This is a genomic window from Acidovorax sp. GW821-FHT10E04 (assembly GCF_059415185.1).
The window spans coordinates 745,427-767,115 of the sequence record NZ_JBWKMT010000001.1 but is presented as its reverse complement, the minus strand read 5'-3'; the positions used below and the strand labels follow the sequence as shown (position 1 = coordinate 767,115).

Here is a 21,689-nt window from a genome sequence, read left to right as displayed (position 1 = left end):
ACCCGTCGCATGCCATATCCACGCCTCATCCATTGGCAGGCCGAGGGCCTGCGCTTGTACCGCCAACCCGTGGCGTGGTGGGCGCTGGCTGCGCTTTTGCTGGTGCTGTTGGCCTCTGCCACCGTGGCGGGCCTGGACGCCCAAGCCTGGCGCCAAGCCGCAGCGCAGGACGAAACCGCATTCGCCGACAAACTGCAAGCCCAGCAACTGCGCCTGCAGGCCAGCCCCGCACCCAGCGCGGCCAGTGCCACCGCCACCTACCAGCTGGGCCGCAGCGATCTGGGCGTCACCCGCATGCCGGTAGAGGCAGGCCTGGCGCTGGGCGTGCAGCGGCTGCAGGTCTTGCCGTCGCGCACCAAGGCGTCGCTGGACACCCGGCATGTCGATTCGCGCGACCCGGGTCCGCTGCGCAACCCTTTGCTCACGGACACCGGTTTGCCCGGCCTGCCAGCCATGGTGGCGCTGCTGCTGCCGCTGGTGGCCCTGGTGCTGTGCGCCGGGCTGCTGCAGGAAGAGCGTGAGCAGGGCCGGCTGGGCCTGCTGCGGGTGCAGTCGCACTACGGCATCGGCCCCATCCTGCTCGCCGCTCTGGGCTGGAGGCTGCTGGCGCTGTGGATGGTTGCGGTGGCAGCCACCATGCCGGCGCTGCTGCTGGACCCTGGTGCCACCGCTGCGGTCGCCTTGCAGTGGGCTGCCGCGCTGGGCGCGTTCTGCGCGTTGTGGGTGGCACTGGGCGGCATCTTGTCGTGCCTGCCCATCAGCGGCGCCACCAGCATACTGGCTGCGCTGGGGCTGTGGCTGGCGTTGACGTTTGCCGTGCCCGCGGGTCTGGTGTTGCTGGCGCAAAAAGCCGCGCCCCTGCCATCGCGCCTGTCAGCCGTGGTGGCCCTGCGCGACGCACAGCACCAGGCCGAGGACAACGAGCAGGCGCTGGCCGAAGCCTGGTACGACGAACACCCGCACATCCCCGCGCAACAGCCCGCTGCATGGCCCGCCAGCTTTGTAGTGCGCGTGCTGGACCAGGACGAAACGCTGCAGCCCTTGGTGGAACAGTTCCGCCAAAGCCGTGTACGGCAAGCCCAACAGGTGTCGGCATGGTCATGGCTGTCACCCGGCCTGGCGCTGGCGCTATATGGCGAACGGCTCGCCGGCACAGATGTGGACAGCCACACGCGCTACCAGCAGCAGGTGGACGCATTTGAGCAGCGGTGGAGAGCGTTCTTGGTGCCGCGCGTGATGAGCAAACAGGGAATGCGGGTCGAAGAACTGCGGCAGCTGCCTCGGTTTGAAGAACCACATGGCCACCCTGGCTAGATGTGAGGATTCAATAGGTTGTATCCGGTGTTCATCCGGATTGGGTTGAGAGACTGGAAGTCGCCAAACACCCAATCGACTCAGGACACCCAACCGAATGAACATCCATAAGCGCGCCCGACTTACGTTTGCCCGTCGCCTGGAGATGGTCCAGCAGATGACGCTGCAGGGCCTGAGCGCTGCACAAGCCGCTGCTGTACAAGGTGTCCGACCGCCCACAGCCAGTTCAGCAGCGGTGCGCCGTGGCAGTCGCACCCTCAAGGCCGACAACCGGACGGGTTGGCTGGCCTACGCACCTACATCCTTTGTCAAGACTGCCGTGCCGTTGGTAAGGCGCAATCTGACGGTGGGCGTGAACGTGGCGTTCTGACGGGCGATGCCGTCGTGATGTGCACGAGCGCCCGCAGGGGGAGGGCGTTGCTGGCTTGCACCCTATCGCTGCACCAAACCACCGAAACAACGGGGCCGCAAGTGCCATAAACCCGTGCCATACTTGATCTTACGTGGTTGATTTTGCTATCCGTTGGATGTATTTGCCCCCCTTTTTGCAACAGCCCTGCATGCCCACCACTCCCACGCCGTCCGCAAAGCTGCTGCAACTGTTACCCGAGGCGGTGGTGCAAACCGATGCGCTGTGGGAGATCACTTATCTGAATCCGGCGTGGCACAAGCTCACCGGCCATTCGGTGGCGGCGGCGCTCGGCAGGTCTTTGCTTGAATTCGTGCATCCCGACGACATCGGCACCATGCGCTCGGGCATGCCGGTGTTCCGCTTGCGCTTTGCCGATGCGGATTATCGCTGGGTGCGTCTGCAGCTCCACCCGGAGACGGATGCGGCGGATCGGGTGATCAGCCGCCAGGGTGTCCTGATCGAGATCACCGAGGTCACCGAGCAGGTGCTGGTGGAAATTCGCCAGCGCTTTCTGCGCTTGCTGGAAACCATTGATGGCGTGGTTTGGGAAGCTGAAATCGGCGTGGGCAATACCTTTCTGAGCCCGCAGGTCGAACGCTTGTTCGGCTACTCCGTCGAGGAGTGGCGGGCCGACCCCGGCTTCTGGCGGGCGCATGTGCATCCCGATGATCTGGCGCAGGCCCTGCTGATCGACGATGCCGCCTACAACGCCACGCACAGCCATGCCTACGAGATGAGCTATCGGCTGATTGCCAAGTCTGGCAAGGTGGTATGGGTGCGCGATCTGTGCCGTGCAGTGGTCGAGCCGGGGCGACCGAACCGCATGATCGGCCTGATGATCGACGTCACCCAGCAGAAGAACACCGAACTCGAGTTGTTGCGCTCCGAAAACCGCTATTCGCTGGCGACGCGCGGATCCAATGACGGCATCTGGTATTGGGACTTGCGAACGGATGCCCTGCATGTGTCCGGGCGTTTTCTCCAGATCGTCGGGCTGGGTAGCGCCGATATTGTGCATAGCGGAGGCTGGCGCTTTCTTGAGCAGCTCATCGATCCCGAGGATCGCGGGCGCGTGCAGGAGGCCTACCGCAGGCACCTATCGGGGAACAGCCCGAACTTTTCGGTGGATTTCCGCGCGTTCCACGGGGCGGGGCGGCTGGTGTGGGTCAATTGGCGCGGGCTCGCCGAGTTCGAAGACGGCGTTGCGGTGCGCATGGCGGGCTCCTTGAGCGATCTGGCCGAACGTGGCAGTTCCTACGATGCGCTGACCAACTTGCCCGGCCGGCCATTGTTCCGCGATCGCCTCGCTCATCTCATCGCGCTGCACCAGAACGAGGTGGCGAACGGTGGTGGCATGCCGACACGCGATGGAGCCACGATGTTCGCCGTGCTGCTGCTGGATCTCAACAGTTTCAAGGCCGTCAATGACAGCTACGGGCACCACGTGGGCGACCAGCTATTGCAACAGGTGGCACGGCGGCTCGAATCCTGCGTGCGGACGGGGGATCTGGTCGCCCGCATGGGTGGCGACGAGTTCAATGTGCTGCTGGAGTCCATTGATCCCGCTGAAGCCAGCCAACGCGCGGAGCAGATTGCCGCCGCCCTGGAAGTGCCTTACGTGATTGGCAGGCACACCGTGATCAGTGGTGCGAGTATCGGATTGGCCAGCAGCGCATCCACGCTGGCGACGGTCGACGACTACCTGCGCGCTGCAGACACCGCCATGTACCGGGCCAAGAGTCAGTCATTGGGCGTGTGCGTGTTTCCATAAAGCGTGTCGGGGACAATTGCCTGCGAGGCTGTCGCATGGCTTGCCTTCCTCATCCCCTTCTGGTTTTCGGTGGTTTCGCTGGGGTGCTTCCAGTGTGGAACCAGGGGGGGTTACTGCTGGTCGATGTGCTGCCTCCGATGGAGGCCGGCAATCGAACATGTTTTTGGACTTCTGCGCCTGTTCATCAAGCGCTGGCAGCTATCGTAAATATAGCAATCGATGACATCCCGGCCTCGCGTTGACCGTGGCAGGCCTTGACGGATGGGGCACGCTTGGCGCCAGCCAACCCAAGGGGCCTTGCCTTGATCAGGACGAAAAACGGGCTCTCCAGAGCTTGGCGCGCTGGCACCTGAACACCGGCACTTCAGCGACGAATTCAAAGATGCCGGTCAGAAGACCGGTCACGGTGCCTGGAGCAAAGGCGGGTCAAGCGGGATACGCCGGGCCCGGATCCAGGGCGCAACCGCGCGGCCCGCACGGGTAACATGCTGAGGCGCCGAGGCTGGCATGGGCGGCGCTTGGCGCAGTCAAGGGGGACCCAGTGCCCGGGACGGCGCAACGTGCTCACCAACCGTGGAAACCAAAATGTTCAAAAAGATCGTCTGGAAGTGGCTGGGATCGCTTGCTTGTTTGCTGGGCGCTGCGGGGGCGGCTCAAGCGCAGTCCACCACCTACGTGGCCACCGCGGCGGGCAACTACACGGGTTTCACAAACTTCACGGTGTGCGGCACGCCACCGTGCCAGAACTTCACCACGGCGATGAACACGTCTGGCTCGTTCACGACCACCGCGCCGCTGGCCGCCAACCTGGCGTCTGCACAGTTGGGCGCCTTGGTCTCGGCCTTCAGTTTTTCAGATGGCCTCACCACGTACACCCATGCAGACCCGAACGTCCGGGTCTGGAACTTCCGCGTCACGACCGATGCGAGCGGCGCGATCACGGGTGTGAACATTCTGATCCAGCGCTGGATTTCTGGCACGGCTCCCCACGGCATCGGTGACCGGTTTTCCTTCTTTGAGACCAGCACCACATCAGCAAGGCACAACATGTTCTGCAGCGGGATCGCCGTTTCCACCGCAGGCGTGGCAGATTCATGCGGCTTCGCCGGCAGCGATACCAGCACCTCTTCTGCAATCCCTGTTTCGCTGGTGTGGTCTGCCGCGGTGGCGGCTTCTTCCATACCAACCCTTTCCGAGTGGGCGTTGATGGCCATGGCGGTGTGGATGGCCATGGTGGCCTTGCAGCGGCTGCAGCGCCGTGACGGCAAGCGCCACGGGCAGCGCTGACGTCACCGGCCTGCCAGCTCAAGCTGCCGCCGGCGCACGCCGCACCATCCCGCCAACCCCTTGCGCGAGGTGCCCGGTTGCTGGATTTCATCTTCGTGCTGCCCACGTTCGTCCAGGCCTGCGGGCTGATTCAGGCCACCGCCGAAGGTGCCCGGCAGGCCTTCTTTTCTTTCGGAACGCAGATGAACCGCGAAGCACTTCATGGGTTGCTGGTGAACACGCTGGGGCTGGTGCCCCAGCCGTTGGCGAACGCCGTGTCGTGCACCTACTTTCACCAGAAGGTGGAATGGCATCCGGCGCGCAGCACCCGGGTGTTCCGCGTCCTCTTCGATGCCGGCGGGGAGCCCGACCGCATCCAGCTGTGCGCGTCCTCCGACAACAACAACACGGTGCTGATCGGCCGCCCGTTCAGCGCCCGGGCTTTGACGGAACTGGCGGTTCAGGAAATAAGGCGGATCGAGGCGCGGACGGCCTAGAGAAGGGACAGGGCGCGGCGGGCAGCACAGGCCCTTGTGCGGGCTGGCGGGGTTTCACCCACCGTGGGCCGCGCCCGCCCGCGCCGCGCTCCGCACGCTTTCGACTTGCTTTCACCCGGCCTCCGTAGAAGCACAGTGGCCGGCCCCCCCGGCGGGAGGGCATGATCGCGGGATGAAACTGCTGTTGGTGGAGGACGATTTTGACCTGGCCGGCGCCCTGAGCCGCAGCCTGGTGGCGCGCGGCTTCGAGGTGCTGTGCTGCGCGGATGGCAAGGAGGCCCTGGCCGCGGCGCGGCGCACGGCCTTCGACGTGATCACGCTCGACCTGTCGCTGCCGGGCCTGGACGGCCTGGAGGTGCTGCGGCGCCTGCGCGACGGCGGCAGCACCACGCCCGTGCTGGCGCTGACGGCCCGCGCCGCGGTGACCGACCGCGTGGCCGGGCTGGAGGCCGGGGCCGACGACTACCTGGCCAAGCCCTTCGACCTGGACGAGCTGGTGGCGCGCCTGCGGGCCCTGACGCGGCGGGTGGGGCGCGACGGGCAGCTGCGCTGCGGCGCGCTCTACCGCGACCCGGCCAGCGGCGTGTTCTACAACGAGGCGCTGCCGCTGGACCTGTCGCAGCGCGAAGCCGAGCTGCTGCGGCTCCTGATGTCGCGCATCGACCGCGTGGTGAGCAAGGAAGAGCTGCGCACGCAGGTGTTCGCCGACACGGGCGAGCAGGTGCAGGCCGACGCGGTGGAGGTGGTGGTGCACCGCCTGCGCAAGAAATTGGTGGGCACCAATGCCGAGATCGTGACCCTGCGCGGCGTAGGCTACCTGCTGTGCGACGCCGACAGCATGGCCGCGCAAAAAGGCGACAAATCGGACAAGGGCGGGGTACCCCGGTGAGTGTGCGCAGGTGGTGGCGGCCGTGGCGCCCCCGGGGCGGTTCGCTGCACCGGCTGCTGCTGGTGTGGCTGCTGGTTCCACTGTGGGCGCTGGTGGCGCTGATCACCCTGGTGCAGGTGGCACAGCAGGTGCGGCACGATGCCGCCGCGCAGGACGAGGCACTGCGCGCGGCGCTGGCGGACTGGCCCGTGGCGCCCCCCGACACACTGCCCACGGCGCACGGCTCCACGCCGGTCTGGTATCGCGAAAGCAACCTGGATGGCGAGCGCCTGGCCGGCAGCGCCGCCCTGCCGCGCGTGCCCCCCGCCGAAGCCGCGCGGGGCCCGGGCAATGTGCATTTCTACCTGGCGCAGGCGGGGGACCAGCTGGTGCGGGTGGCGGTCACGCTGCATCCGCCCCCGGCGGCGCAAGGAGGGCAGGGCGCCGCCCCCGTGGTGGTGCGCCAGGTGGCCCGTCCCTGGAGCGAACGCGCGCCCCGGCTGCCCAGCCTGGCCGTCGGCGGGGCGGGCGTGGGCGGGATGCACCTGCTGGCGCTGGCCATGACGGCCATGGTGGTGGTGGTGGCGCGCGTGGCATCGGGCTGGCTGCTCCATGCCGATGTGTCGCTTACCCGGCCGGGCGCCGGGAACCCGGGCCACGGCGACGAAGGCCCCTCGGAGCTGGCGCCCGCCGTGCGGCACTTTGGCGAGCTGCAGCAAAACCAGAGCCGCTGGATCGACGAGCAGCGGCGCTTTCTGGCCGATGCCACGCACCAGCTGCGCACCCCCATGGCGGTGCTGCGCACGCAGCTGCAGTCGGCCATTTCCGGCGACGTGCTGGTCGCCGATGCGCTGCACCAGATGCTGCACACGGTGGACCGGGCCTCCGGCCTGGCCAACCAGCTGCTGAGCCTGAGCAAGGTGGAGCAGCTCAAGCGTGTGGGCGAGCTGCCCAGCGTGGACCTGAACGCCATCGCGCGCGAGGCCGTCATGGAGCTGGCGCCGCTGATCGCCGCCAAGCGCCTGGATTTCGCGCTCGAGGGCCCCGAGGCGCTGTGGGCCCCCGGCGACGCCGCCCTGCTGGGCGAGCTCATGCGCAACCTGCTGGCCAACGCCATCCACCACACGCCCGCGCACGGGCGGCTGGGCGTGCTGCTGCGCGACAGCACTGGCCACAAGGAGGTGCTGGTGTGGGACGAAGGTCCGGGCATCGACGACGCCGTGCGCCAGCGGCTGTTCCAGCCGTTTTCCGCCGGCAAGGGCGGCGTGGGCCTGGGGCTGTCGATCTGCCGCCAGATCGCCGAGGCCATGGGCGCCGAGGTCACGCTGTTCAACCGCCTCGACCAGGGCCAGGTCATCGGCGTGGACGCCCTGCTGGCCTGGGGCTGAGCGCATGCCGTCCCACCCATGCCGGCTTTCGGTTTTTTTCACCCACCAGTCCCGGACCTGGCATCGCATCCCGGCAAAGTGCTCGCGCGGCTCCAGCAGGACTTTGAACAGGCTTTCGGACACATTCACGCATGCCCACCATGACGAACCCCGATTCCCACGGCATTGAATTCCAGGGCGTGAGCAAGCGCTATGGCCCCGGCAGCCATGACCCGCTGGCCGTGGACCACATCAGCTTCACCGTGCCGCGCGGCACGCTCACCACCATCCTGGGCCCTTCGGGCTGCGGCAAGACGACCACGCTGCGCATGATCGCCGGGCTCGAGTCCCCGACCTCGGGGCGCATCCTCATCGAAGGCCAGGATGTGACCGCCCTCGGCCCCGCGCAGCGCAATGTGAGCCTGGTGTTCCAGAGCTATGCGCTGTTTCCGCACATGAACGTCATCGACAACGTGTGCTATGGCCTCGCCATGTCGGACATGAAGAAGGGGCCGGCCCGCGAGAAGGCGCGCGCCATGCTCGACACCGTGGGCCTGCACGGCCTGGACCTGCGCAGGCCCCACGAGCTCTCGGGCGGGCAGCAGCAGCGCGTGGCGCTGGCTCGGGCGCTGGCGCTGGAGCCGGCGGTGCTGCTGTTCGACGAGCCGCTGTCCAACCTGGACGCACGCCTGCGGCGCTCCATGCGCGAGGAAATCCGCACGCTGCAGCAGCGCCTGCGGCTGACGGTGGCCTACGTCACCCACGACCAGAGCGAGGCCCTGGCGGTCAGCGACCAGATCGTGGTGATGAACAAGGGCGCCATCGCCCAGCGCGGCGCGCCCAGCGAGCTGTACGAGCAGCCCGCGTCCGAGTTCGTGGCGGGCTTCATGGGCGAGGCCATGCTGTTCGAGGGCCGCAACCACGCCGGCGGCCCGGCGGGCGCCAGCCATGCCGAGTTCGGCCCGCTGCGCGTGCCGTCTCCCGCCTCGCTGGCCTCCGGCCCGGTGAAGATCGCGGTGCGGCCTGAGGCCTGGGTCATCGGGCCCGCCACCGCCGCCGGCGTGGCCGCGCGGCTGACCAAGCGCACCTACCTGGGCAGCATCATGGAATACACCTTCGCCAGCGCGCTGGGCGAGATTTTCGTGGTCTCGCCCCTGGTGAAGTCGCCCTTGGACGTGGGCGCCCCCGTGAGCCTGACGCTGGCGGACCACGGGGTGTCCGTGGTGGCGGGGTGAGCGCACGATGGAGCACTGCGCCGTAGCGATTTTCGATCTGGACAACTGCCTGCTCGACGCACGGGCCGTGGGGCCGCTGTTCGAGCCCGCGTTCGAGGCCATCCGGCAGGCCAACCAGGGGGCGCTGGCCCCCGCCATGCTGGAGCAGGCCCTGTACCAATGCTGGTTCACGGCGTTTGACCTGGTGGCCGAGCGCTACCGCTTCACCCCGGCCATGCGCGCGGCGGGCTGGCGGCAGTTCAGCCAATTGCAGGTGCGCGCCCCGCTGCACGGCTACCCCGACATCGGCCTGCTGCCGCGCATTCCCCTGCGGCGCTACCTGGTCACCAGCGGCTTTCGGCGCCTGCAGGACAGCAAGATCGACGCCCTGGGCATCCGGCCCTGGTTTGAACAGGTGTTCATCGATGCGGTGGACGACCGCCCGGCGAGCGATGGCGCACCGCACGGCAAGCAGCCGATTTTCGAACAGATCCTGGCGCGCGAAGGCTGCGCACCCCGGCACGCGCTGGTGATCGGCGACAACCCCTTGTCCGAACTCGCGGCCGGGCGCGCGCTGGGGGCCACCACCGTGCAGACCGTGCGGCCCGGCGTGCGGCCCTGGGAGCTGGCCGACCACCAGGTGCAGGGGCTGGAGGGCGTGCTGCAGCTGCTGTCGCCGCCCGGCCCGCCGCACACGGGCGAAGGGCCGGCAAGGGCCTGAGCGCGGGCGCGGGCCCCTGGCCTTGTCAGCCGTGCTTGCGCACCAGCCGGGCCACCGTGCCCCAGGTGCGCGTGGTGGCCGGCAGGCCGAGCTGCTGCTCGGCAAAGACGTTCGGGTTTCCCATGGTCTTGCCGACAAGGTGGTTGTACGACAGGGCCTCGGAGCCGGTGTAGAGCAGCACGCGCACGTCCTCGCGGGCATTGCGGGTGGGCAGCGGGGGCAGCAGCTTCGCGCCGTCGTGCAGGAAGGTCACGTAGAAGTCGTAGATGGGCGGCGCCTTGGCCATGCCCTCGAACGGATCGCGCGCCAGCAGCGTGTGCAGATAGGCCATGCTGCGCAGAAACACGGGTTCATCGAATCCATGCCCGCCGCGCAGCGACCGCTGCACCGTGCGGACAATCCCCTGCGCGGGCCGCACGCCGCGCGCGCTGAAGGCGACCGTGCCATTGGTCTGGAACGAGGCGGCCTCATCGGCGCCAGCTTGCAAGAACGCGCTTTCCAGTGCCATGCGCGACGGTGCATGGCCATGGCCGAGGTTCAGGTTGCGGAAGAAGGCGGCGAACTTCATGGACGCAGGGGGCAGGGCGGTGTTCCAGAATACAGGAGGGCGCCAGGCCCGGCGGGCGGGTCCGCGCAGACGGACGCTGCCTTGCACGCGCATTGAATCAGGCCAAAATGCCATCTGGCGCTGTATCCACTTGCGCCGCCAGCTATCGAAAATATAGCATCCCGGAGCCAGGGGCCCGCCGGCCAGGCGCACAATACGCGCCCACCTGTCCGCCGTTGGTTTCTGATCTTGAGCTCCGCCGTCTTCACCTCGCTGATCCCCGTCATCCTGTTCATCGCCCTCGGCTTCTACGTGGGGCAGCGCGGCTGGATACGGGCGGCCGCGGTGAAGGACCTGGCCAACCTGGTGTTCATGGTGCTCACGCCCGCGCTGCTGTTCCGCACCATGAGCACGGTGCGCATCCAGGACCTCGACTTCGGCCCCGTGGGCATCTACTTCGTGGCGTTTGGCATCGTGTATGCGGCCACGCTGGCGCTGCAGGGCTTCAACACCCTGGCGGCGGCGCGGGCCCTGGCCAACACCTTCAGCAACACGCTCATGATCGGCGTGCCGCTGGTGGGCCTGGTGTTTGGCGACGCGGGCCTGGTCACGCTGTTCACGCTGATCTCGGTGCACTCGCTGATCCTGCTGACCGCTGCCACCGTGGTGTTCGAACTCGCGGCGGCGCGCGAGCATGCGGCCGCGGACGGCGGCGGTGGCGGGGCGCACCAGCCCCTGTGGCGCACGGTGCTGCAGGCCATGCGCAACGGCATCGTGCACCCCGTGCCGCTGCCCATCATCGCGGGCCTGCTGTTCGCGCAGACCGGGCTGGTGGTGCCGCAGGTGGTGGACAAGCCCCTGCTGCTGCTGGGCCAGGCCCTGGGGCCCATCGCGCTGCTGCTGGTGGGCGTGACGCTCGCCTTCACCAGGGTGGGACGCCATTTCAAGGCCGCGATGCGCATCGCCCTGGTCAAGTGCGTGGCGCACCCCCTCGTGCTGGCCGCGCTGGGCTGGGCGCTGGGCCTGTCGGGCCTGCCGCTGGCCGTGATGATCGTGGCGGCCTCGCTGCCCGTGGGCGCCAACGTGTTTCTGTTCGCGCAGCGCTATGGCGTGGCCGAGGACGAGGTGACGGCGAGCGTGGCGGTGTCCACCGCGCTGGGCCTGGTGACGATGCCGGTGGTGATCCTGGCGGTGACGCGCTGGGTGGTGGCAGCGCCGTAGACGCGGCCTGCGAAGGCGATCGGGCGCGGTGGCTCAGGCGTCCCCGGGGACGTGGCAGGCCACGCAGAACTTGTTGCCGTCGGGATCCCGGAAATACGCGCCGTAGTAGTGGGCGTGGTACTGCGGGCGCAGGCCCGGCGGGCCGTCGCAATGGCCGCCGTGGGCCAAGGCCGCGGCGTGCACGGCATCCACCTGCGCGCGGCTGCGGGCGGCAAAAGCCGTCATCTGGCCATTGCCCGGCGCGTGCGCGCCTTCAAAGGGGATGCCGATGAGAAAGAGGGGGCGGGGGTCGGGGCTGCTCTGCCAGCCGGCCCAGGGGCGGGATGGGTCTACAAAGCGCTGCGCGACGCCCAGGGCGGCCATCAGCGGCTGATAGAAGGCCAGGGCGCGGTCGAAATCCGTCACGCCCACGAAGATGTGCGAAAACATGCTGCTCCTTGTCGGTGCTGGTGCCGCCGGGCAGGAAACGTTCAGGGCGCCAGGCGCTCCCGCACCCACTCCCCCGCATCCATCCGATACCGCAGCCGGTCATGCAGGCGGCTCTTGCGCCCCTGCCAGAACTCCCACTGGTCCGGCTTCAGGCGGTACCCGCCCCAGTGCGGCGGGCGGGGTGGTTTCAGCAAGAACTGCGCGCCGTACCTGGCGGCATTGGCCACCAGCACGCCCCGGCCGGAGATCACCTGGCTTTGCGGGCTGGCCCAGGCGCCGATGCGCGAGTCGAGCGGACGGCTGTTGAAATACGCGTCGCTTTCTTCGTCGCTGACTTTCTCCACAATGCCTTCGATGCGCACCACGCGTTCCAGCTCCACCCAGTGGAACTGCACGGCCGCATAGGGATTGCCCGCGATCTGGCGGCCCTTGCGGCTGTCATAGTTGGTGAACCAGACGATGCCGCGCTCGTCGTAGCCCTTGATGAGCACGATGCGGGTGCTGGGGCGCAGGTCGCTGCCCACGGTGGCCAGGGTCATGGCGTTGGGCTCGGGCACTTCGGCGCTGATGGCTTCCTGGAGCCACTGGTCAAACTGCTGCAGGGGGGCGGCGTGCGAGGCGTCTTCGTTGAGTTCGGCGCGCTCGTAGCTCTTGCGAAGGTCGGCGATGGAGGTGGTCATGGGCACGATTGTGCACGCCGGTTTTGTGACGGCGCGGGGCCTTCCGTGGCCCCGGTTGTTGCCGAATGGATATTCGCTTATATTGGCACACCGATGAAACCCAAAGACGACGAAAAACAGCGCGCCATTGCCCAGGCCACCTTCGAGCTGGTGGCCCAGACGGGCCTGAGCGGCCTGACCCTGGCCGACATCGCCCGCGCGGCGGGCATTGCCACCAGCACGCTGTATGTGTATTACCCGTCCAAGGATGAACTCATCAGCCAGCTCTACCAGGATGCCAAGACGGTCACGGCCGCGCGCATCATGGAAGGCATCGCGCCCGGCATGCCCTACCGCGCCCGCGTGCGGCGTGCTTGGGGCAACCTGCTGCGGCACCGGCTGGACCAGTATGCCGAAGTGGTGTTCCAGGAGCAGTACTACAACTCGCCCTGGTTCACCGAGGGCAACCGCGAATTCTCGACCCGCCTGATGGCCGGTTTTTTTGCGCTCATGGAAGAGGGCCAGCAGCAGGAGATCTTGAAGGCCGTGCCGATACCGCTGCTCACCGCCAGCCTGGTGGGGTCGGTGCGAGAGACGGGCAACCTGATCCGCACCAAGGTGCTGCCCGACGAAGACGCCGTGCACCAGATGGCTTTTGGGCTGTGCTGGGACGCCTTGAAGGCCTGAGCGGGAGACAGCGATGCTTTTTTGCCGCCCGGGGTTGATCTTTTAATCGAATTCATATTCTCTTAAAAATGCCACGCACCACGCTCCAACCCCTTCATGGCCGATGGCGTCGCTGACGCCACCCCCTGTCTCCTTGACCGCGCCCGCAACACAACAACACCTTCCCCACGGAGAACCCCGCGATGCCCACCCTCAACATCAATGGCAAAGACACGGCTGTGGATGCCGATGAATCCACTCCCATCCTCTGGGCCCTGCGCGACACGCTGGGCATGACCGGCACCAAGTTCGGCTGCGGCCAGGCCTTGTGCGGGGCCTGCACGGTGCACCTGAACGGCGCGCCGGTGCGCTCGTGCATCACGCCGATCTCGGCCGCTGCGGGGCAGAAGATCACCACCATCGAGGCCGTCACGGCCAGCGACAAGGTGGGCAAGGCCGTGCACGCCGCCTGGGTGAAACACGACGTGGCGCAATGCGGCTACTGCCAGAGCGGCCAGATCATGAGCGCCACCGCCTTGCTCAAGGGCAAGAAGAAGCCGAGCGACGCCGACATCGACGCCGCCATGTCGGGCAATGTGTGCCGTTGCGGCACCTATGTGCGCATTCGCGCGGCCATCCATGACGCTGCCAAGACCCTGGCTTGATTGAAGGAGAACACCATGCACTTCGACGCACAGGCCCTGCAGGGCCAGGCCCATGTTTTCATGCCAAAACACCTTCTGGCGCTTATGGATAAAGCGCAAGCAGCTACCAATTCAGGAGTAAACGGTGCAATGGAAGGCATCGGAGGTCTCGCACGGCGCACCTTCCTCAAGGTGTCGGCGGCTTCGGGCTTTGCCCTGGGCGCGTTTCCGCTGGTGGCCACAGCGCAGGGCGCAGGGGCCGCCGCCGCACCCACAGGCCTCAAGCCGTTCGAGCAGCCTTCAGCCTTTGTCCGCATCGACGCCGATGGCACGGTCACCGTCACCATCAACCGCCTGGACTTTGGCCAGGGCGTGCAGACAGGCCTGCCCATGATCCTGGCCGAGGAGCTGGACGCCGACTGGAGCAAGGTGCGCAGCGTGCACGGCGATGCCAACCAGGCCTATGCCGACCCGATGATGGGCATGCACCTCACGGGCGGCTCCAACTCCATCAAGAACTCGTACACCCAGTACCGCGAGCTGGGCGCCCGCACCCGCGCCATGCTGGTCTCGGCCGCCGCGGCGCAGTGGGGCGTGGATGCCTCGGCACTGCGCGCCAGCAATGGCTTCGTCGTCGGCCCTGGCGGCAAGAAGCTGGGCTACGGCGCGCTGGCCGAAGCGGCCATGAAGCAGCCCGTGCCCGAAAAGGTCACCCTGAAGGACCCCAAGCAGTTCCGCCTCATCGGCAAGCCCACCGGGCGGCTCGATGCCAAGGCCAAGTCGAGCGGCCAGCAGGACTACGGCATCGACGTGCGCCTGCCCGGCATGCTGACGGCCGTGGTGGCCCGCCCGCCCGTGTTTGGCGCCAAGCTGAAGTCGCTGGACGACAGCGCCGCCAAGGCCATCAAGGGCGTGAAGGCCGTGCTGCGCGTGCCCACCGACCGGGGCGGCGAGGGCGTGGCCATCGTGGCCGATGGTTACTGGCCCGCCAAGCAGGGGCGCGACGCTCTAAAGGTGGAATGGGACACCAGCGCGGTGGGCAAGCCCGACACCACGGCACTGCTGGCGCAGTACCGCGAACTGGCCGCCAAGCCCGGCAACGTGGCCATGCAGGCCGACATGGCGCCGCTGGCGGGTGCACCCCACAAGATCAGCGCCGAGTTTGTCTTCCCGTATCTGGCGCACGCGCCCATGGAACCGCTCAACTGCACGGTGAAGCTCGATGGCGATAAGGCCGAGCTGTGGATGGGCACGCAGATGCCCGGCCTGGACGCCATGGCCGCCGCCAAAACCCTGGGCCTGCAGCCGCAGAACATCAAGGTGAACACGCAGATGGCCGGTGGTGGCTTTGGCCGCCGCGCCATCCCCACCAGCGACTACGTGGTGGAGGCCTGCGGCGTGGCCAAGGCCGCGCGCACGGCGGGCATCACCGCGCCGGTGCGCACCCTCTGGAGCCGCGAGGACGACATCAAGGGCGGCTACTACCGCCCCATGCACGTGCACCGCGCCGAAATCGGGTTCGACGCACAGGGCAAGATCCTGGCGTGGGACCACACCATCGTCGGTCAGTCCATCACCAAGGGTTCGCCGTTCGAGGCCTTCATGGTCAAGAACGGCATCGACGCCACGACCACCGAGGGCATGGGCGAGCCGTACAACGTGCCCATGAAGCTGTCGGTGCACCACCCCGACGTGAACGTGCCGGTGCTGTGGTGGCGCAGCGTGGGCTCCACCCACACGGCCTACGCCATGGAAACCCTCATCGACGAAGTGGCGCGCACCACGAAGCAAGACCCCGTGGCCTACCGCATGGCCCTGATGGGCGACAAGCACCCCCGCCACAAGGCCGCGCTGCAGCTGGCCGTGGCCCAGTCGGGCTACGGCAGGAAGAAGCTGGCGGCCGGCCGCGCCTGGGGCGTGGCGGTGCATGAATCGTTCGAGTCGGTGGTCGCCTATGTGGTCGAGGCCTCCGTCAAGGACGGCACGCCCAAGCTGCACACGATCACGGCCGGCGTGCACTGCAACCTGGTGGTCAACCCCAAGAGCGTGGAAGCCCAGGTGCAGGGCGCGGCGCTGATGGGCCTGTCGATGTGCCTGCCCGGCGGCGCCATCACGCTCAAGGACGGCGTGGTGGAGCAGAGCAATTTTGGCGACTTTGCCGTGCCGCGCATCACCGACATGCCGCAGGTGACGGTGCACATCGTGCCCAGCGCCGACCCACCCAAGGGCATGGGCGAGCCCGGCCTGCCGCCGCTGGCGCCGGCGTTCGCCAACGCCATCGCGCAACTCACGGGCAAGACCCCGCGCGAGCTGCCGTTCAAGCTCGCCTGACGGCGTTGGCGCCCGGGGAGGGCAGGGAAGGAGGGGGCATGCCATCACCGGCACGCGCCCTGCTGCAGGCGTCCCCGGCGGGCCGCCCCGCGCTGGCGCACGAGATGGCGGCGCCAGTGCTGTTCCAGCTGCCGGGCGCCGCCAGCTTCATCCGCGTCCACCACCTGGTGGTGGACGGCGGCTCTACGCTGGCCTGAGGCGCGCGGCGGCCGCGTTGCCGTAGCATGCTGGCGATGTCCACCCCGCACCTCGCCGATACCCCCCCCATGAAGCCGGACGGGCCGCCGGTGCCCGTCGTGCTGGTGCTGGCCTCCGGCCGGGGCGCGCGTTTCGCGGCCTCCGGCGGCCAGGTGCACAAGCTGCGCGCGCTGCTGGCCGGGCTGCCGGTGCTGGAGCACACCCTGAACGCCGTGCGTGCCAGCGGGCTCGCCTGGCACCTCGAGGACGCGGGCCATCCAGGCATGGGCGATTCGATCGCGGCGGCCGTGCGCGCCACGGCGGGGGCGGGCGGCTGGCTGGTGCTGCCCGGCGACCTGCCGCTGGTCCAGCCCGCGACGCTGCGCACCATGGCGGCGGCCCTGGGGCGCTGCGCGGTGGCCATTCCGCTGTTCCACGGAGAACGCGGCCATCCGGTGGCTTTTGCCGCGCCGTGCCTGCCGGATCTGCTGGCGCTCTCCGGCGAACAGGGCGCTGCCGGCGTGGTGCGCCAGCAGACGCTGCGGGGCGGGGTCCGGACCGTGGACGTGCAGGACGAAGGCACGGTGACGGACATCGACACGGTGCAGGACCTCGCGCGGGCCGAGCGCATCCTGGCCGCGCGCCGGGCCTGACACCCGCAAAGGAAACGACCCGCTGGCCGAGGTCGCGGCGAGCGGGTCGTGTGCCGGACGCGCCCTGCCGGCGCGCCGTCTTTTCCTTTTTCGGCGGTCTCTACTTCGCTGCGATGACAGCGCAGGCCAGGCGCGGGCCGGCGTTGCCCGTGGGCTGGGTCTTGTAGTCGTCGGGGTCGCGGTGCACGATCAGGCCCTTGCCCACGATGTCGTTGGCCGTGCTGCCCACGCGGATCGTTCGCGACTCGAAGCTGAAGGTGGCCACGCCGTTGGCATCCGCCTTCAGGCTGGGCAGGTCACCCGTGTGGTGCCCGCCCGCGCCGTGGTGGCCGTGCGGCTTGCCGCCCGGGTTGAAGTGGCCGCCGGCGCTCATGCCGTCGCCGCTGGAGCAGTCGCCCTTTTCATGGATATGGAAACCGTGTTCGGCGCCCGGCTTGAGCCCGCGGACCTCGCCCGACACCTTCACCACGTCGCCGGACTGGGCAAACGCCACCGTGCCCGAGGTGGTGCTGCCGCGCGTGGGCTCCAGCTTGGCCGTGGCAGACGGGCCCGACGAATAGGCGGCGCAGCCCGCCAGGGCCAGCACGGCGATGGACGAGAGCCCGAAGGCCCAACGATTCCTTTGCTTCATCAAATACTCCTTGAACGTTAAGAGACGGTGCATCATGCGGACGCCCTGCGCGCTGGTGCAAGACAGGGAGCAGGTTCGCCCGCCAAAAGTGTGCACTATTTGTGGGTCAGCGCAAGCAGCCTGGCGAGCGCGCGGTCGTGGATGCCGTGTTTGCGCAGTTCCTCGTACGTGGCCTGGGCATAGTCGCGCGTGGTGCCAAAACGGCCGCAGGCCTGCGCGAAGATGCGGCGGTACTCGTCGTCGGGCAGCTCCCCCGTGTGGTTGGGGCTTTTTCGTGACAAAGTGAAAGCGAGCGCGGACACGGTCCCCTGGGGCGTGCGGCAGGGCAGCCAGCGCGGGTCGTACACGGCCGTGACCATCTCGCGCTGCCACAGGTTGATGAGCACCTGCCGGGCATGCGCCTTGTCCACGCGGAAGACCATGCCCCGGCAGCTGCCGCCCGACAGCATGCCGAACACCAGGCCCGGGCATTCCGGCGTGCCGCGGTTGATGCGGCTCCACATCCGGAGCGCCCGGTGCCAGCCGTGCACCTTGGCGGCGCGGCGCTCGGCGTAGTCGAAATCCGGGCGCCAGATGAGCGAGCCGTAGCCAAAGATCCACAGGTCGTCGTGGCCACCCCATTCCTTGAGCGCGCGCTCCAGCATGGGGGCCGGGTCGCGAAGGGGCGCGGGAAGATTCGTCATGCGATCACTCTACAATCGAAAGCTTTGCTTCAGCGCCCTGGGGACTTGCGCCGCGAGGTTCCAGGGCCGCCACACCTTCTTTTTTCATCACTTCGGGGATCTCCAATGTCTAGTTCTGACGACGATAGCCAACAACGTTTCGCCCTGGGTTTCCTGTTCGCCCTGATCGCACTGGTGATCTCCGTGGTGGTGGGCACCGTGGTGGTCAAGCGTGTCGGCGCTTCCGGCGCCGCCAAGCCCGCGCCCGCCACGGCCGTTGCAGCCAGCGCGCCCGCCGTGGTCGCCGCGGCTGACGCGGCCAGCGTCCGGGTGGAAAACGGCGTGGTGAAGTTCTACTTTGCCAGCGCCAAGGCCGACCTTGCCGCAGGCGCCAACGAAGCCCTGGCCGACGTGGTCAAGGGCGTGGCCGAAGGCAAGAAGGCCGTGATCTCGGGCTTTCACGACGCCACGGGCGATGCCGCCCTGAATGCCGAGCTGGCCAAGCAACGCGCCTTTGCGGTGCGCGATGCGCTCAAGGGCCTGGGCGTGGCGGAAGACAAGATCGAGCTGAAGAAGCCCGAAGAAACCACCGCCACCGGCAGCAACGCCGAAGCGCGCCGCGTGGAAGTGGCCCTGGGCGCCTAGTCCCTGTGCAGTGACCTCCAGCAGGTCGCCCCATGAAAAAACCCGGCAGTGCCGGGTTTTTTATGGGTTCAAATTTGCCTCTAGCGCTTATCCATCATGCGCCAGCAGCTATATATTTGATAGTTATTATTAGCGCAAGCCTGCGCCACCAGTCCCCTCGGCACGCTGGATCAATTCAATCTTGTAGCCATCGGGATCCGTCACAAACGCGATGACCGTGGTGCCGCCTTTGACCGGGCCCGCTTCGCGCGTGACGTTGCCGCCCGAGGCCTTGATCTTCTCGCACGCGGCGTACGCATCGGGCACGCCCAGCGCGATGTGGCCATAGGCCGTGCCCATCTCGTAGCTCTCGGTGCCCCAGTTGTAGGTCAGCTCGATCTCGGCCTGGCCGGGGTTGCCGCCGTCAAAGCCCAGGAAGGCCAGCGAGTACTTGTACTCGGGGTTCTCGGACTGGCGCAGCAGTTGCATGCCGAGCACCTGGGTATAGAAATCAATCGAGCGTTGAAGGTTGCCAACGCGCAGCATCGTGTGGAGGAATTTCATCCCTTCGATTGTGCAGGCATGTCAAAAACCAGGCAGGTGGTGGTGGCGTGGGCATACAGCGTGCCGTCGGGCCCCACCAGGCGGGCCTCGGCCGTGGCCAGCTGGCGCCCGCAGTGGATCACGCGGCCTTCGGCGCGCACGCGCTGCACCTTGGGCGTGAGCGCCTTGACGAGGTTCACGCCCAGCTCGGCCGTGGTGTAGCCGCGCCCCGGCTGCATGCGCGTGTGCACGGCGCAGCCCAGGGCCGAGTCGAGCAGGGTGGCGAACCAGCCCCCGTGTACGGTGCCCATGGGGTTCAGGTGGGCCGCGCCAGGGGTTCCCTGGAAGATGGCCAGGCCTTCGCCCACCTCCATCAGCTGGAAGTCCAGCGTGCGGGCGATGGGAGGGTAGGGCAGTTCACCGCGCAGCATGGCCTGCATCATCTGCAGGCCGTTCAGGCCGGCGACCTGGTCGGGGCGCGAGACCCCCGCGCCCACGCCGGCCTCCAGGCGGGCTGCGATTTCACGCTCTTGCGCGAGCCATTGCTCGAGTTGGTTGTTCTGGGTCATGCGATACCTCGGAAGGGAATGGGGTTGATGGGCCAGCCGGCTAGTTGCATATGCAATTATTGCAGATACAATTGATCGCATGCAAGCTGAAATCACCCCCGCAAACGCGCCTGCCGCCGTGCCGCCCCAGGGCTGCACCAATTTCAAGCTGCGCCAGCTGATGCGGCGCGTGGCGCACCACTATGACACCGAGATGGCCCGGTGTGGGCTCAAGACCACGCAGTACTCGCTGCTGTCGCACGTGCTCAAGCTCGGGCCCATCCGTCCGGGCGACCTCGCGGTGGAAATGAAGATGGACGCCTCCACGCTCACCCGCAACCTGCGGCCCCTGGTGGATGCCGGCTGGGTCACGCTGGAGGCGGGGGCCGATGCGCGCAGCCGGCTGGTGCACATCACCGACGCGGGGCGCGACAAGCGTGCGCAGGCCCAGCGCTGCTGGAAAGTGGCGCAGCTGTCCCTCAACGACACCCTGGGCGCGGAGCGCGTGAACGCCCTGCATGCGCTGGTGGACGACTCCCTGGCTTTGCTGGCCAGCATGCAGGAAAAGCAGGAGCACGGCGATGACGAATGACACCCAACCTTCCCGCAACCTGGGCGGCGGCAACGTGTTCGCGGCGCCCGCCGCTCCTGCCACCCCGGGCTCACCGGGCGCACGGGGCACACCGATCGCGCTGTGGCTCGTGCTGCTGGCCGCTGCGGGCGCGTTCGCCCTCACCATGGGCACGCGCCAGACCATGGGCCTGTTCCTGTCGGCGCTCAACACGTCCACCGCGCTGGGCATTGGCAGCATCAGCCTGGCCTTTGCGTTCGGCCAGCTCTGGTGGGGCCTGACCCAGCCGTTTGCGGGCGCCGTGGCCGACCGCATCGGCACGGGCCGCGTGATCCTGCTGGGCGTGGCGCTGGTGGCGCTGGGCACCTTCATCACGCCCTACATGACCACCACGGCCGGGTTGATTTTTGCGATTGGCGTGTTGGCCGCCGGCGGCGCGGGCATGGCCGGGCCGTCGGTGCTGATGGCGGCCACCGCGCGGCTGGTACCCGCCCACAAGCGCGGGCTGGCCAGCGGCATCGTCAACGCGGGCGGGTCGTTCGGGCAGTTCGTGATGGCGCCCATTGCCATTGGCCTGACCGCCGCGGTAGGCTGGGCCAGTGCCATGCAGTGGCTGGGTGTGCTGGTGCTGCTGGCGCTGCCTGCGGTGTGGGTGCTCCGGGGCAATTCGAACGCATTGGCCGCACAGGCCGCCGCCGCATCCGGCCAGAAGGCGCTGACGGCGCGCGAGGCCATCGCCCAGGCGCTGGCCACGCCGAGCTACCGGTATCTGGCGGCGGGCTTTCTGGTGTGCGGCTTTCACGTGGCGTTCCTGGCCACGCACCTGCCGGGCGTCATCGCCGCATGTGGCCTGCCGCCTGAGATCGGCGGGTGGTCGCTGGCCATGATCGGCTTGTTCAACATTGTCGGCAGCCTGGCCATGGGCTGGGCCGTGGGGCGCTGGCGCATGAAGTCGTTGCTGTCGCTGCTGTATGCCACGCGCGGCCTGGCGGTGCTGATCTTTTTGCTGGCGCCCAAGACGCCCGCCGTGGTGCTGGTCTTTGCCGCCGTGATGGGTGTGACGTTTCTCTCCACCGTGCCCCCCACGGTGGGGCTGGTGGCCAAGATGTTCGGCACGGCCAACATGGCCATGCTGTTTGGCATCGTGATGCTGGCGCACCAGATTGGCGGATTCTTCGGTGCCTATCTGGGCGGTACCGTCTTCCAGGCCACCGGCAGCTATGACTGGGTCTGGTACATCGACATCGTGCTGGCCGTGGGCGCGGCCCTGGTCAACCTGCCGATCCGCGAAGCCCGCCTGGTGCGCCCCGCGCCCGCCGCAGCCTGACCACGACAACATCCACCCGCCATCCC

The 21,689-nt window shown here is 67.9% G+C and carries 24 protein-coding genes and 1 pseudogene; 18 read left to right on the top strand and 7 right to left on the bottom strand.

What is annotated here, in order from left to right; translation table 11 throughout:
• Positions 1–9 precede the first annotated feature (9 nt).
• From AC07OC_RS03495 to AC07OC_RS03455, 9 genes and pseudogenes are all read left to right on the top strand, one after another.
• Positions 10–1,314: a DUF3526 domain-containing protein gene (locus AC07OC_RS03495; RefSeq protein ID WP_494600387.1), complete on the top strand. Its 1,305-nt coding sequence runs from the start codon at positions 10–12 to the stop codon at positions 1,312–1,314.
• A 97-nt stretch (positions 1,315–1,411) separates the two neighbouring features.
• Positions 1,412–1,534: pseudogene (locus AC07OC_RS03490) on the top strand (IS481 family transposase); the annotation flags it as partial.
• Between the two features lie 340 nt (positions 1,535–1,874).
• Positions 1,875–3,497, top strand: coding sequence for a PAS domain-containing protein (locus tag AC07OC_RS03485; protein ID WP_494600386.1), 1,623 nt, complete (start codon positions 1,875–1,877; stop codon positions 3,495–3,497).
• Between the two features lie 585 nt (positions 3,498–4,082).
• Complete coding sequence (locus AC07OC_RS03480; protein ID WP_369642451.1) at positions 4,083–4,784, top strand: IPTL-CTERM sorting domain-containing protein; 702 nt, start codon at positions 4,083–4,085, stop codon at positions 4,782–4,784.
• Between the two features lie 77 nt (positions 4,785–4,861).
• Entirely contained in the window at positions 4,862–5,260 is a 399-nt protein-coding gene (locus AC07OC_RS03475; RefSeq protein ID WP_494600385.1) for a hypothetical protein, read from the top strand.
• A 172-nt stretch (positions 5,261–5,432) separates the two neighbouring features.
• Entirely contained in the window at positions 5,433–6,149 is a 717-nt protein-coding gene (locus AC07OC_RS03470; RefSeq protein WP_218295027.1) for a response regulator transcription factor, read from the top strand.
• Positions 6,146–7,516, top strand: coding sequence for a sensor histidine kinase (locus tag AC07OC_RS03465; RefSeq protein WP_494600384.1), 1,371 nt, complete (start codon positions 6,146–6,148; stop codon positions 7,514–7,516). Before AC07OC_RS03470 ends, AC07OC_RS03465 begins: the two co-directional genes overlap by 4 nt.
• A 140-nt stretch (positions 7,517–7,656) precedes the next feature.
• On the top strand, positions 7,657–8,730 hold the full coding sequence (locus AC07OC_RS03460; RefSeq protein WP_494600383.1) for an ABC transporter ATP-binding protein: 1,074 nt from the start codon (positions 7,657–7,659) through the stop codon (positions 8,728–8,730).
• A gap of 7 nt (positions 8,731–8,737) precedes the next feature.
• Positions 8,738–9,430, top strand: a complete 693-nt coding sequence (locus tag AC07OC_RS03455; RefSeq protein WP_369642454.1) for an HAD family hydrolase — start codon at positions 8,738–8,740, stop codon at positions 9,428–9,430.
• Positions 9,431–9,455: 25 nt separating this feature from the next.
• Here AC07OC_RS03455 and AC07OC_RS03450 read toward each other — a convergent pair whose 3' ends face one another.
• Complete coding sequence (locus tag AC07OC_RS03450; RefSeq protein ID WP_218295024.1) at positions 9,456–9,998, bottom strand: DUF1697 domain-containing protein; 543 nt, start codon at positions 9,996–9,998, stop codon at positions 9,456–9,458.
• A gap of 228 nt (positions 9,999–10,226) precedes the next feature.
• Here AC07OC_RS03450 and AC07OC_RS03445 point away from each other — a divergent pair, with 228 nt between their 5' ends.
• Positions 10,227–11,198: an AEC family transporter gene (locus AC07OC_RS03445; RefSeq protein ID WP_494600382.1), complete on the top strand. Its 972-nt coding sequence runs from the start codon at positions 10,227–10,229 to the stop codon at positions 11,196–11,198.
• Positions 11,199–11,231: 33 nt separating this feature from the next.
• On the opposite strand, the gene AC07OC_RS03440 is transcribed toward AC07OC_RS03445, so the two are convergent.
• Positions 11,232–11,627, bottom strand: coding sequence for a VOC family protein (locus AC07OC_RS03440; RefSeq protein WP_494600381.1), 396 nt, complete (start codon positions 11,625–11,627; stop codon positions 11,232–11,234).
• Positions 11,628–11,668: 41 nt separating this feature from the next.
• On the bottom strand, positions 11,669–12,307 hold the full coding sequence (pdxH, locus tag AC07OC_RS03435; RefSeq protein WP_492245959.1) for a pyridoxamine 5'-phosphate oxidase: 639 nt from the start codon (positions 12,305–12,307) through the stop codon (positions 11,669–11,671).
• A 93-nt stretch (positions 12,308–12,400) separates the two neighbouring features.
• On the opposite strand from pdxH, the gene AC07OC_RS03430 reads away from it, so the two are divergent.
• The 5 genes from AC07OC_RS03430 (at position 12,401) to AC07OC_RS03410 (ending at position 16,757) form a co-directional block, all read left to right on the top strand.
• Positions 12,401–12,973, top strand: a complete 573-nt coding sequence (locus AC07OC_RS03430; RefSeq protein WP_192425053.1) for a TetR/AcrR family transcriptional regulator — start codon at positions 12,401–12,403, stop codon at positions 12,971–12,973.
• Between the two features lie 182 nt (positions 12,974–13,155).
• Positions 13,156–13,617 (top strand): (2Fe-2S)-binding protein, encoded by a 462-nt coding sequence (locus AC07OC_RS03425; protein WP_192425055.1) that lies wholly within the window; start codon positions 13,156–13,158, stop codon positions 13,615–13,617.
• Between the two features lie 15 nt (positions 13,618–13,632).
• Positions 13,633–15,927, top strand: a complete 2,295-nt coding sequence (locus tag AC07OC_RS03420; RefSeq protein WP_494600380.1) for a xanthine dehydrogenase family protein molybdopterin-binding subunit — start codon at positions 13,633–13,635, stop codon at positions 15,925–15,927.
• Between the two features lie 38 nt (positions 15,928–15,965).
• Positions 15,966–16,124 carry a hypothetical protein gene (locus AC07OC_RS03415; RefSeq protein ID WP_494600379.1) on the top strand — a complete coding sequence of 53 codons (159 nt, stop codon included), beginning with the start codon at positions 15,966–15,968 and terminating at the stop codon, positions 16,122–16,124.
• Between the two features lie 36 nt (positions 16,125–16,160).
• Positions 16,161–16,757, top strand: a complete 597-nt coding sequence (locus AC07OC_RS03410; protein ID WP_494600378.1) for a nucleotidyltransferase family protein — start codon at positions 16,161–16,163, stop codon at positions 16,755–16,757.
• Positions 16,758–16,857: 100 nt separating this feature from the next.
• Here AC07OC_RS03410 and AC07OC_RS03405 read toward each other — a convergent pair whose 3' ends face one another.
• Entirely contained in the window at positions 16,858–17,388 is a 531-nt protein-coding gene (locus tag AC07OC_RS03405) for a superoxide dismutase family protein (RefSeq protein ID WP_494600377.1), read from the bottom strand.
• A gap of 95 nt (positions 17,389–17,483) precedes the next feature.
• On the bottom strand, positions 17,484–18,071 hold the full coding sequence (locus AC07OC_RS03400; protein WP_218295016.1) for a gamma-glutamylcyclotransferase: 588 nt from the start codon (positions 18,069–18,071) through the stop codon (positions 17,484–17,486).
• Between the two features lie 105 nt (positions 18,072–18,176).
• On the opposite strand from AC07OC_RS03400, the gene AC07OC_RS03395 reads away from it, so the two are divergent.
• Positions 18,177–18,695 (top strand): OmpA family protein, encoded by a 519-nt coding sequence (locus AC07OC_RS03395; protein ID WP_218295015.1) that lies wholly within the window; start codon positions 18,177–18,179, stop codon positions 18,693–18,695.
• A 129-nt stretch (positions 18,696–18,824) separates the two neighbouring features.
• On the opposite strand, the gene gloA is transcribed toward AC07OC_RS03395, so the two are convergent.
• Both gloA and AC07OC_RS03385 read right to left on the bottom strand, forming a co-directional pair.
• Positions 18,825–19,238, bottom strand: a complete 414-nt coding sequence (gene gloA / locus AC07OC_RS03390) for a lactoylglutathione lyase (protein ID WP_010458830.1) — start codon at positions 19,236–19,238, stop codon at positions 18,825–18,827.
• Positions 19,235–19,786, bottom strand: a complete 552-nt coding sequence (locus tag AC07OC_RS03385) for a PaaI family thioesterase (RefSeq protein WP_218295014.1) — start codon at positions 19,784–19,786, stop codon at positions 19,235–19,237. Before AC07OC_RS03385 ends, gloA begins: the two co-directional genes overlap by 4 nt.
• A gap of 79 nt (positions 19,787–19,865) precedes the next feature.
• Here AC07OC_RS03385 and AC07OC_RS03380 point away from each other — a divergent pair, with 79 nt between their 5' ends.
• Positions 19,866–20,357 (top strand): MarR family winged helix-turn-helix transcriptional regulator, encoded by a 492-nt coding sequence (locus AC07OC_RS03380; protein ID WP_218295013.1) that lies wholly within the window; start codon positions 19,866–19,868, stop codon positions 20,355–20,357.
• On the top strand, positions 20,347–21,663 hold the full coding sequence (locus AC07OC_RS03375; protein WP_494600376.1) for an MFS transporter: 1,317 nt from the start codon (positions 20,347–20,349) through the stop codon (positions 21,661–21,663). The genes AC07OC_RS03380 and AC07OC_RS03375 overlap by 11 nt, the downstream gene beginning before the upstream one ends.
• Positions 21,664–21,689: the final 26 nt, after the last annotated feature.